We start from the raw sequence: 11,199 nt of genomic DNA, 5'->3' as shown, positions 1-11,199 counted from the left end.
TCGACGACGCCGGTACCGGCGACCCGCCGGACGGCCTGACCGCCGCGGAGATCGGCATGTGGCAAGCCTTCCGGAACGGCAGCGTCTACGACCTCCGATCGGGTGATCCGGCCGCCGACGACCCGCACGGCGGGCACCCCTGGGGCCCCGAGCGCAGCGTGCGGGCGCGCATCGTGTGCTGGCTGCTGCTCGACGGACCGCCGGCGCTCGCGGGCCGGGTATCGTCGCTGAAGCTAGCGGGCGTGCAGATCACCGATCCGCTCGACCTCGCGGGCGGCACGGTCGTCCCGTACACGGAGATGAAGCACTGCCGCTTCGAGAAGGAGGTCCTGCTCCCCGAGTCCCGCTTCGCGACACTGCGGCTCGTCGACTGCTCCGTGCCCCGCATCGAGGCCGCCAGGCTGCACACCGAGGGCGATCTGCACCTGCCGCGCTGCCGGGTGCACAACGGCATCCGCCTCACCGACGCGCACATCGGCACCGACCTGCTGCTCAACCAGGCGGTGGTCTACCGCGACCGGCGCGGCCAGTCCATCACCGGCGACGGCCTCACCGTCGGACAGGACCTCCAGGCCGAGATGATGGAGTCGCACGGCCAGCTCAGCCTGCGCGGCGCGAAGGTCGGCGTCTCGCTCAGCCTGCGCGGCAGCAGACTGATCAACCAGTACGGCAGGCAGGCCCTGAACGCCCCGCAGATGACCGTCGAGCGCACCCTGTACCTGACCCCGGCGGCCGTCGGCAATCCGCCGCAGACCAGCGGCACGACACCGGCCCGCGGCACCCGCGTGCAGCACTTCGAGTGCGTGGGCGGCATCCGTCTCGACGACGGCCGCTTCGGCGACGCCATCGACTTCGCGCACGCCCGCTTCACGCTCCGGCAGGACCAGGAGATCTCGCTGCGCCGCGTCCAGACGCCCGAGCTCCGCTTCCTCGGCGAGGCGCCGCGGCGCGGCAAGGTCGTGCTGTCCGGCGCCAAGGTCGTCAACCTCATCGACAGGGCGACCAGCTGGCCGGGGCCGGGCGGCCTCCAGATGGGCGGGTTCACGTACGAGAACCTCGTGCCGCAGGGCAGCTTCCCGCTCTCCCGGCGCCTCGACTGGGTGCTCGCCGCGACGGCCGAGTACAACCCCGAGCCGTACGAGAAGCTCGCCGCCGTCCTGCGCAACGGCGGCGAGGACGCCGACGCCCGTGAGGTCCTCCTCGCCAAGCAGCGGCGGCGCCGCGAGACCCTGCCCCTGGCCGCGAAGCTCTGGGGGTACGCGCAGGACTGGACCGTCGCCTACGGCTACCGGCCGGGCCGGGCCGCGGTCTGGATGGCCGTGCTGTGGGCGGTCAGCGCCGTGGCGTTCTCGCGCGCCGACCATCCGGCGATCAAGCCCGGCGAGCACCCGCAGTGGAACCCCGCGCTCTTCGCCCTCGACCTGCTGCTGCCCGTCATCAACCTCGGCCAGGACACCTACTGGCAGCTGCGCGGCGGCTGGCAGTGGTTCTCGACCGCGCTGATCCTGCTCGGCTGGGTCCTCGCCACCACGGTCGCGGCGGGCGCCACCCGGCTGCTGCGCCGCAACTGAGATCCGGTGCCCCTGCGCGGCGGACATCCGGCGGCTGAACCGTTATGCGCCGCCGGGCAACCATCGCCCTCCCCCGTCCGTCATCCCTGCGACCAACAAAAGAGCAACCACGACGGTGACCGGCGAGCCCGCGCGAGCGGCGCCGGTTCAGGCGCAAAGGAGGGCACGGGTGCTGCGTGCCTTCATCCGTACCGCCCGCATGCTCCGGCACACCCCGCGGCTCGCCGCCGGGCTGCCGCCGGACGACGAGGTGCTCCTCGACGTGCCCGACGAGCGGCTCGCCCCCGCCCTGGTCGCCGCGGGACGCGGAGACTACGGCCCGGCCGCGAAGGTCCTCGCCACCACCCGCGAGGCCGCCGAGTGGGAGAACCGCGACCGCTACACCACGCGCCTCGCCGCCTTCGCCCGCTCCCGCCCCGAGTGGTTCGACGACTGGCTCGGCGCGTCCCCGCACGACCCGGACGCCCTGCTCGTCAAGGCCGAGCTCGCCGTCGTCCGCGGCTGGGAGTCACCGGCCCGCGCCGAGCTCCTGCGCGAGTCGGGCCCGCTGCTCACCGCCGCCGCCGAGGCCGACCCGCGCGACCCGGTGCCCTGGCGGATCGCCCTCGACCACGCCCGCGGCACGCACGCCCCGCACACCGTCTTCGAGCGGCTGTGGGAGGAGGCGGTGCGCCGCTCCTCGTACCACTACGGCTGCCACGCCTCGGCCCTGCAGTACCTGTCCGCCGCCTGGTACGGCTCGCACCGCGAGTGCTTCGACTTCGCCGAGCGGGCCGCGGCCGACGCGCTGCCCGGCTCGCTGATACAGGTCCTCCCCGCGCGGGCCGCCTTCGCCTATCTGACCAGCCCCTCGGGGAACCTGCCGCGCGAGCGCCTGGACGCGGCCGCCGACCTCGCGATCGCCCTCTCGTACGAGTACGAGGCCGGGGACCCGTGGCCCGCCGAGGTCCGCAACCTCCTCACGTACGTCCTGGTCCGCCTGGAGCGCTGGGACGACGCGCTGGAGCAGCTGCGCCTGATCGGGCCGTACGCGACGTCGTTCCCCTGGGACCGGATGGCCGACGATCCGCTCGGCCAGTTCCTGGAGCTGCGGGACGGCGTACGCATCGAAGTGGCGTCGATGACGCCGCTGCGCACTCCGCGCGAACGCGACCGCTCCGGCGAGCATTAGGCTTGCCGGTCGTGACCACCCGGCTTCCGCTCTTTCCGCTCAACTCGGTGCTGTTCCCCGGCCTCGTCGTGCCGCTGAACGTCTTCGAGGAGCGATATCGCGCCATGATGCGCGAACTGCTCAAGACCCCCGAGGAGGAGCAGCGTCTGTTCGCCGTCGTCGCGATCCGCGACGGCCTGGAGGTGGCGCCGAGCGCGCCCGGCCTCCCCGACCCCACGGCACTGCCCGAGCACGGCCCCGCAGCGGGCTTCGGCGGCGACCCGCTCAAGGCCTTCCACGCCGTGGGCTGCGTGGCGAGCGCGGCGACGATCAGGGAGCGCGACGACGGCGGCTTCGAGGTCCTCGCCACCGGCACGACCCGCGTGCGGGTCCACTCCGTCGACGCCTCGGGAGCCTTCCTCACCGCCGAGGTCGAGGAGCTGCCCGAGGAGCCGGGCGACGGCGCGGGCGCCCTGGCCGAGGGCGTCCTGCGGGCCTTCCGCTCCTACCAGAAGCGGCTGGCCGGGGCGCGGGAGGGCTCCCTGTCCACGGGAGCCGAACTGCCCGACGACCCGTCCGTCGTGTCGTACCTCGTCGCCGCGGCGGCCGTCCTGGACACCGCGACCAAGCAGCGGCTCCTGGAGGCGCCGGACACCGCGTCGCGGCTGCGGGACGAGCTGAAGACGCTGCGCTCCGAGACCGCGATCATCCGTAATCTGCCGTCGCTGCCCGCGACGGACCTGACACGCGGGACGACCAGCCTCAACTGAGCCCGGGAAAGGGCACGAGCACGTTGGCGAAGAAGCAGAAGAAGCAGCAGTCGGCGGGGACCCCCGCGACGGTGGCCCTCACCGCGGCGGGCACGGAGTTCACCGTCCACGCCTACGACCACGACCCGTCCCACCCCTCGTACGGCGAAGAGGCCGCCGAGGCCATGGGCGTCTCCCCCGACCGGGTCTTCAAGACGCTGGTCGCCGAGGTCGACGGGGAGCTCACCGTGGCCGTCGTGCCCGTCGCGGGCTCCCTCGACCTGAAGGCGCTGGCCGCCGCGGTCTCCGGCAAGCGTGCCGTGATGGCCGACCCGGCCGCCGCCGAGCGCACCACGGGCTATGTTCGGGGCGGCATCTCCCCGCTCGGCCAGCGCAAGAAGCTGCGCACGGTCCTGGACGACTCGGCGTCGGCGCACGCCACCGTCTGCGTCTCGGCGGGCCGCCGCGGCCTGGAGGTGGAGCTAGCGCCGGGCGACCTGGCGGAGCTCACCGGCGCGGTCCTCGCGCCCATCGGCCGGGCCTGAGAGGGACGACGTGAAAGCGCCCTCGACACATGTCCCGGGCGGGACTAGTACCGAGGGCATGTCGAAGAAGACGCGCATGCGGAAGTGGCGGGCGAAGAAGCGCAAGGCCAACCACGGGAAGCGCCCCGCCTAGGGAGCGGGGTACGGGTCCGGGTACGCCTCCGGGTACGGCTCGGGGTCCCGCGGTCCGAAGAGGCCGGTCAGGCCGAGGTGCACGGCGAGCGCGGCCACCGGCCAGGCGAGGAGCGTGCCCTTGGCCTTGAGTTCGAGCGGCGCGTCGAAGACGACGCCCTTGCCGACGGACTTGGCGTGCGCCACGACGTCCGTCTCGGGGCCGAGCCAGACGCCGAGCCGCCAGGCGAGCAGCGCGCCGAGCAGGCTGCCGAGGCCGAGCCCCACGACCAGCGGGATTCCGCCGCGCCTGCGCAACAGGAAGACGACGGCACCGCTGACGAGGCCGAACCCGAGCGAGAGCAGCGTAAACGTTCCGTCTACGCCCATCGCCTGCTCGCCCTCGGTGTCCTTGAGGTACACCGCCTCGCCGTCCGAGACGAGCGGCACCCGCGGCGCGAGCCACATCCACAGGAGGCCGAGCAGGACACCGCCGACGGCCACCGCGACCGTGATCACTGCGGCCTGCCGCACTTCGGTCTTCATACCAGGACCGTCCTCGTCCTCGTATCCGTGCGGAGACGTCGCTCCCGACGGCTGCGCGGCTGACTGCCAGGACTCGTGCGGGGTGCGGTCGTGCGGCGGTTGGGAGGGTGTATGCGGTGCGGTCACCCCCACATCGTGCCAGCACTCCCTGTGCGGCGCGTCACCGGACGGCCGCCCGGCGGAAAGCCCACGTGGCCACGGCCAGGGAGACCACGCCGACGCCCGCGCAGACCGCCAGGTCCAGGGCGACGACGGCCCAGTCCGGATCCGGCCCGAACGTCCGGGCGAAGGCCTCCACGCCGTACGTCGAGGGCAGCAGGTCACGCGCGTACTGGAGCAGGGTCGGCATCCGGTCGGCCGGGAGCACGCCGAGCAGCAGCGCCGCCGACATGCCCATCTGGCCGAGGAGCGTGGCCAGTTCGGGCCGTGGCGCGAGCAGCCCGAGGGCCGCGCCGAGCCCGGCGAGCGCGGCGCCGGCCAGCGGGATCACCGCGAGGAGCACCCACAGGTGGGTGAACGGCAGCCCGAAGAGCCCGCACCCGACGAGCGCCGTGACGAAGGTGCCGGGGACCGTGAAGGAGGCGTACGCGGCGGCGGCCCCGAGGACCACGGCGGCGGGTGGCACGGGCAGCGTCGCGTAGTGGTCGAGCCCTCCGTCGGAGCGGAGCTGCCCGAAGTACTGCGCGAGCAGGTTGAGCGCGACGAACGCGACGACGAGCACGGACGAACCGGCGACGACGGCCCGCGCCTCACCGCCCCCGTCGACGACCCCGCGCATCAGGATCATGATGCCGACGGACTGGAAGGTCGCCACGAACAGCAGCGGTATCCGGGCGACCCTGGCCCGGGACAGCTGGGCCCGGTAGACGGCCGAGAGCGCGGGGAAAAGCCGCGCCGGCGGTCCGAGGGGCGCGGGGCCTCCGGCCTCCCGCTCCGCACGGCCGCCGTCGGCCCGCACGGCGGCTTCCAAGGGAACCGCACTCACCGGACAACCCCTCCGTCTTCGTTCCTACAAGCGGCGGCGCGGGGACGGCCGCACCGGGTCGCGGAAAGAGTCACGCCTTGACCAACCCCTGTCCGCTCCCGCCCAGGGCGAGATAGACGTCCTCCAGGCTCGGCGTGGCCAGCGTGAAGTCGTCGAGCGCGGCGAACGCGGCGCCGCCGGTCACCGCGGCGACGGCGGCCCGCGCCGCGTCGGGCGCGAGGCGCAGGGTCCAGCGCCGCCCCGACTCGACGGCGAGGGAGCGCAGCGCGGCCACTTCGGGGACGCCGAGCGGTGCCCGCTCCCGCCACACCAGCTCCACCCTGACCTCGTCGGCGACCTTCTCCTTCAGCCCGGCCGGGCTGTCGCAGGCGATGACCTTGCCCTGGTCGAGGACGGCGACCCGGTCGAGGACCGTCTCGGCCTCGATCACGTTGTGGGTGACCAGCACGACCGTCGTCCCGTGCTCGGCGCGCCGCGAGTCGATCGCCGCCCAGACCGCGCGCCGCGCGACGGGGTCCATGCCGGTGGTCGGCTCGTCGAGGACGAGCAACGGCCGCTCCCCCACCAGCGCGGTGGCGAAGCAGGCGAGCCTGCGCTGCCCGCCGGAGAGCTTCTTCAGCGGCCGCGAGGCCAGCGCGGTGAGTCCGAGCTCCGCCAGGACGGCGTCCCGCTCGGCCCGGGCCCGCGGCACGTCGAGCCCGCGCAGCCGCCCGGTCGTCTCGACGGCGAGCGACACGGTCAGCTCGTCGAGGGCGGTGGACTCCTGGCCCAGGTACGCGAGAAGGCGCGCGGCCCGCTCGGGGTGGCGCACGATGTCGTGGCCGAGGATGTCGACGCTCCCGCTGTCGGGCCGCATCAGGCCGGTCAGCTGGCGTACGAGGGTGGACTTGCCGGCGCCGTTGGGGCCGAGCAGACCGAAGATCTCGCCGCGGCCGACCGTCAGACCGATGCCGTCGGTGGCGCGGACCTCGGGGGTCGCGGGCCTGCCGCGTCGGGCGCGGGCGGCGGGATAGGTCTTCACCAGGTCGCGCACCGCGCAGACGGCGTCGTTGCCGTGTTCCTGACGGAGTCCCTGTCGGACTGCCGGTGCCGGGCGCGTACTCACGAAGGACGAGCCTACGGGGTCCGCGGGCGCGGGCGACGCCCGGGGCGGTCCGTACGGCCCGTGTCAGTCACCGGCGCGGTCCCCCGCGGGCGCGTGCTCGGCGGCCGTCCGCACGTCGACCTCGCGCCAGAAGCCCGCCCGGATCGCGTACCGGTCGTGCTCGTCGATCTGGTCGTCCTTGTGGGCGAGGAGGCCGAACCGCGCGGCGTAGCGGAGCAGCTCGCCGTCGATGCGGTGCGGGATGCGCGGGTACATCGTCGAGAGTTTCTGCAGGTTGTGCTGTTCGGGGAGGCGCGCCATCCAGCGTCGGGCGAACACCTGCCCGACCTCGTAGGGGTCGCCGCCGACGGTGGTGATGTCCTCCTCGCGGTCGGCCCAGCGCTGCTCGGCCGTGGTCAGCTGGGCGAGGGTGGGCAGGGCGGCGGCCTCGGTGCTCTCGGCCGCGCCGCCGGGCCGCTCGATCCAGCCCTTGTCGGAGGACCAGCGCAGCGTCGCGTTCGTGGGGTGCTGGGCGGGCTGGGTGCCGGGGCCGCGCAGGGCGGCGAGGTCCTTGGGGGTGGGGACGCCCTTGCCCGGGGGGACGCGGTGCTCGTCGGTCTGCCGGCCGTTCGCGGCGGGCTCGGCGTGCCGGGCGGGGGCCTCCTCCTCGGCGCGCTGCGCGGCGGCGGCGAGCGCGGACTCCGGGAGGGGCGCCGAGAGGATCGCGGCGATCTCGGGGCGCGGCGCGGGCGGCGGCGCGCAGATGCCGGTGAGCTCCTTGGGGCGGACGGCCTTGGTGATCCAGGTCCGGTCGAGCACGCGCCGCTCGTCGGCCTCGGCGACCAGGTCCTCGGACTGGTTGTAGTCGCCGTCGGCGGCCTGGACGGCCCACAGGTGGACGGCGACGCCGTGCTCCTTGGCGGCCATCATGCCGGGCAGCAGGTCGCCGTCGCCGGTGACGAGCACGACGTCGGAGCAGGCGCGGTTGCGGGCCAGCTCCGTCAGCTCGGCGTGCATCGCGGCGTCGACGCCCTTCTGGGCCCACCGTCCGTCGCTGCGGGTCAGGGCGCCGAGCCGGACCGTCACACGGGGCATGACGCGCAGCCGCCGGTGCTCGGGCTGCGGGACCCGGTCGGGGGCACCGTCGAACCAGTAGATGCGCAGCAGGGGGCGCTCGGTGTCCGCCTCCGCGCGCTCGCGCAGGCCCTGGATCAGGGCGGTGTGATCGACGGTGATCCGGGACCTGGAGGGCTCGCCGGCGAGGAGACTCGCGGCGGCACCCAGCAGATACCCGGCGTCCACCAGGACGATGCAGCGATCCACGCGGTCCACCCTCTTTCCCTGCCCGGAGGTCTCTGGACGTTCCCTCGAAGTCCCACGAAGACACCCTGTAAGGACAACGAATCAGGGGTGCGGGTCCGCGTCGGGTTCCCTTCGAGTCTGCCCGACCCGGCGGAGGTTAACGGCCGGAACTCGATCTTCGGCGTGGCGCAGCCGCGGATCGCCCGTCCACAGGCCTTATTACGCACGGTAATTCTCCGAAATGCGCTCTTGGTTGCGGTATGTGAATCTGATCGCGTCCTGGCCCCCAGATCCCCTTCAGGAGGAAGATCACCATGGCCAAGAACAAGAACCGCAAGCAGGGCGGCGAACAGAACCGCGCCTCGCAGGCCGAGCAGGCGCAGGAGCAGGCCAAGACGGCCGCCACCGATGCCCAGTCGGCGATGCAGTCGCAGGCTCAGGGCAGCCCTGCCGATGTTGCCCGTAAGCACCAGCGTCGCTTCGGCCACAACTGACACACATCCAGGCACACATGAGGGGCGCACCCGGTCTCCCGGGTGCGCCCCTCAGTCGTGGGTCGGCGGCCTTGGTCACAGGCCGGCGGCCTCTCGGTCGCGCGGTGGGTCAGCCCGCCAGGCAGGACGGGCCGAGCAGCACCTTCAGGTCACCGAAGAGCGCCGGGTCCGGCTTGACGCGGTGCCGGTCGAGCCGGAGCACGGTGGTCTTCTGCGCCCCCTGGAGCTTGATCCGCACCTCGCTGTTGCCCCGGTGGTGGCTGAGGACCTCGCCGAGCCGGTGGACCATGGGCGGGCTGACCTTGACGGTCGGGATGGTGATGATCACGGGCGCGTTGGTCCCCGCGTTCGACAGGTCGGGGACCTGGAGCTCCATCGCGACGAGCCGCGGCACGTCCTCGCGCTTGTCGAGGCGTCCCTTGACGAAGACCACCGCGTCCTCGACGAGTTGCGTCGACACCAGCTGGTACGTCGCCGGGAAGAACATGCACTCGATGGAGCCCGCGAGGTCCTCGACGGTGGCGATGGCCCAGGCGTTGCCCTGCTTGGTCATCTTGCGCTGGAGGCCCGAGATGATGCCGCCGATGGTGACGACGGAGCCGTCGGAGAAGTCACCGCCGGTGAGCTGTCCGATGCCCGCGTCCGCCTTGTCGGAGAGCACGTGCTCCAGGCCGAAGAGCGGGTGGTCGGAGACGTACAGACCGAGCATCTCCCGCTCCTGGGCGAGGAGGTAGGTCTTCTCCCACTCGTCCTCGGAGAACTCCACGTCGAGCCCGAAGCCGGGCTCGTCGCCGCCGGACTCGTCGCCCATCCCTCCGAAGAGGTCGAACTGGCCCTCGGCCTCCTTCCGCTTGACCGCGACCACGTTGTCGATCATCGGTTCGTACTGCGCGGTGAGGCCCTTGCGGGTGTGGCCCATGGTGTCGAAGGCGCCCGCCTTGATGAGCGATTCCGTGGTGCGCTTGTTGCAGGCGGCGGCCTCGACCTTGTCGAGGTAGTCGGGGAAGGAGGTGAACTTCCCCTTCGCCTTGCGCGAGCGGATGATCGACTCCACCACGTTCGTACCGACGTTGCGGACGGCCTCCAGGCCGAAGAGGATCACGTCGTCGCCCTGGGCGGCGAAGTTGTGCACGGACTCGTTCACGTTCGGCGGGAGGACCTTGATGCCCATGCGGCGGCACTCATTGAGGTAGACGGCCGACTTGTCCTTGTCGTCCTTCACCGAGGTGAGCAGCGCGGCCATGTACTCGGCCGGATAGTTCGCCTTGAGGTAGGCGGTCCAGTAGGTGACGAGGCCGTACGCGGAGGAGTGCGCCTTGTTGAACGCGTAGCCGGCGAAGGGGACCAGGACGTCCCACAGGGCCTGGATGGCCTCGTCCGAGTAGCCGTTCTTCCGGGCGCCGGCCTGGAAGAGGACGAAGTTCTTCTCCAGCTCCTCGGGCTTCTTCTTGCCCATCACGCGGCGCAGGATGTCGGCTTCGCCGAGGCTGTAGCCCGCGACGATCTGGGCGGCCTTCTGCACCTGCTCCTGGTACACGATGAGGCCGTAGGTGAGGCCGAGCGTCTCCTTCAGGGGCTCTTCGAGCTCCGGGTGGATCGGCGTGATCTCCTGGCGGCCGTTCTTCCGCTCGGCGTAGTTCGTGTGCGAGTTCATGCCCATCGGGCCCGGCCGGTACAGGGCCGAGACGGCGGAAATGTCCTCGAAGTTGTCGGGCTGCATCTGGCGGAGCAGCGAGCGCATCGGGCCGCCGTCGAACTGGAAGACGCCGAGCGTGTCACCGCGGCAGAGCAGTTCGAAGGTCTTCGGGTCGTCGAGCGGGAGGGAGAGCATCTCCAGGTCGATGCCCTTGTTGGCCCGCACCATCTTGACGGCGTCGTCCATGATGGTGAGGTTGCGCAGACCCAGGAAGTCCATCTTGAGCAGGCCGAGCGACTCGCACTGGGGGTAGTCCCACTGCGTGATGGTCACGCCGTCGGTGTGCCGGGTCCAGAGCGGGGCGTGGTCGACGATCGGCTCGCTGGACATGATCACGCCGGCCGCGTGCACACCCATCTGCCGGACCAGGCCCTCGACGCCCTTGGCGGTGTCGATGACCTTCTTCACGTCCGGCTCATTCTCGTACATCCCCCGGATCTCGCCCGCCTCGCTGTAGCGCGGGTGCTTGGGGTCGGTGATGCCGGAGAGGTCGATGCCCTTGCCGAGGACGTCGGCGGGCATCGCCTTGGTGAGGCGGTCGCCCATCGCGTACGGATATCCGAGCACGCGCGCGGAGTCCTTGATGGCGTTCTTCGCCTTGATCTTGCCGTACGTACCGATCATGGCGACCTTGTCGGCGCCGTACTTCTCGGTCACGTACCGGATCACCTCGACGCGCCGACGCTCGTCGAAGTCGATGTCGACATCGGGCATGGAGACGCGCTCGGGGTTGAGGAACCGCTCGAAGATCAGTCCGTGCGTGATCGGGTCGAGGTCGGTGATGCCCATGGCGTACGCGACGATCGAGCCTGCCGCGGAGCCTCGGCCGGGGCCGACCGCGATGCCGTTGTTCTTGGCCCACATGATGAACTCGGCGACCACGAGGAAGTACCCGGGGAACCCCATCTGGATGATGATGTCCATCTCGTACTCGGCCTGCTTCTGCCGGTCGTCGGGGACACCGCC

At 72.0% G+C, this 11,199-nt stretch carries 10 protein-coding genes; 5 read left to right on the top strand and 5 right to left on the bottom strand.

What is annotated here, in order from left to right:
- Nucleotides 1-56: 56 nt before the first annotated feature.
- The 4 genes from ACZ56E_RS29870 (at nucleotide 57) to ybaK (ending at nucleotide 4,015) form a co-directional block, all read left to right on the top strand.
- The gene (locus ACZ56E_RS29870) at nucleotides 57-1,571 is read left to right on the top strand and encodes an oxidoreductase (protein ID WP_471219323.1); all 1,515 of its coding nucleotides are present in this window, start codon (nucleotides 57-59) and stop codon (nucleotides 1,569-1,571) included.
- A gap of 199 nt (nucleotides 1,572-1,770) precedes the next feature.
- A complete protein-coding gene (locus ACZ56E_RS29865; protein ID WP_471219320.1) occupies nucleotides 1,771-2,742 on the top strand; it encodes a hypothetical protein in 972 nt (323 codons plus the stop codon).
- 2 nt (nucleotides 2,743-2,744) lie between these two features.
- Nucleotides 2,745-3,491: an LON peptidase substrate-binding domain-containing protein gene (locus ACZ56E_RS29860; protein WP_468609850.1), complete on the top strand. Its 747-nt coding sequence runs from the start codon at nucleotides 2,745-2,747 to the stop codon at nucleotides 3,489-3,491.
- 23 nt (nucleotides 3,492-3,514) lie between these two features.
- The gene (ybaK, locus tag ACZ56E_RS29855; protein WP_468609852.1) at nucleotides 3,515-4,015 is read left to right on the top strand and encodes a Cys-tRNA(Pro) deacylase; all 501 of its coding nucleotides are present in this window, start codon (nucleotides 3,515-3,517) and stop codon (nucleotides 4,013-4,015) included.
- Nucleotides 4,016-4,144: 129 nt separating this feature from the next.
- Here ybaK and ACZ56E_RS29850 read toward each other — a convergent pair whose 3' ends face one another.
- The 4 genes from ACZ56E_RS29850 to ACZ56E_RS29835 all read right to left on the bottom strand — a co-directional run bounded on the left by ACZ56E_RS29850 (nucleotide 4,145) and on the right by ACZ56E_RS29835 (nucleotide 8,064).
- On the bottom strand, nucleotides 4,145-4,798 hold the full coding sequence (locus ACZ56E_RS29850) for a DUF2567 domain-containing protein (protein WP_471218860.1): 654 nt from the start codon (nucleotides 4,796-4,798) through the stop codon (nucleotides 4,145-4,147).
- Between the two features lie 34 nt (nucleotides 4,799-4,832).
- Nucleotides 4,833-5,657 (bottom strand): ABC transporter permease, encoded by an 825-nt coding sequence (locus ACZ56E_RS29845; protein WP_468609856.1) that lies wholly within the window; start codon nucleotides 5,655-5,657, stop codon nucleotides 4,833-4,835.
- Between the two features lie 70 nt (nucleotides 5,658-5,727).
- Complete coding sequence (locus ACZ56E_RS29840; RefSeq protein ID WP_471218858.1) at nucleotides 5,728-6,762, bottom strand: ABC transporter ATP-binding protein; 1,035 nt, start codon at nucleotides 6,760-6,762, stop codon at nucleotides 5,728-5,730.
- A 63-nt stretch (nucleotides 6,763-6,825) separates the two neighbouring features.
- On the bottom strand, nucleotides 6,826-8,064 hold the full coding sequence (locus ACZ56E_RS29835) for an NYN domain-containing protein (RefSeq protein WP_471218856.1): 1,239 nt from the start codon (nucleotides 8,062-8,064) through the stop codon (nucleotides 6,826-6,828).
- Nucleotides 8,065-8,357: 293 nt separating this feature from the next.
- Here ACZ56E_RS29835 and ACZ56E_RS29830 point away from each other — a divergent pair, with 293 nt between their 5' ends.
- Nucleotides 8,358-8,537 (top strand): hypothetical protein, encoded by a 180-nt coding sequence (locus ACZ56E_RS29830; RefSeq protein ID WP_468609862.1) that lies wholly within the window; start codon nucleotides 8,358-8,360, stop codon nucleotides 8,535-8,537.
- Between the two features lie 109 nt (nucleotides 8,538-8,646).
- Here ACZ56E_RS29830 and dnaE read toward each other — a convergent pair.
- Nucleotides 8,647-11,199, bottom strand: a 2,553-nt coding sequence (gene dnaE, locus ACZ56E_RS29825) for a DNA polymerase III subunit alpha (RefSeq protein ID WP_471218854.1), incomplete at its 5' end; no start/stop codon positions are given.

It is taken from the genome of Streptomyces sp. NPDC039480 (genome assembly GCF_055597165.1).
The sequence above is the reverse complement of the archived record's forward strand: the minus strand, read 5'-3'. Positions and strand labels throughout refer to the sequence as shown.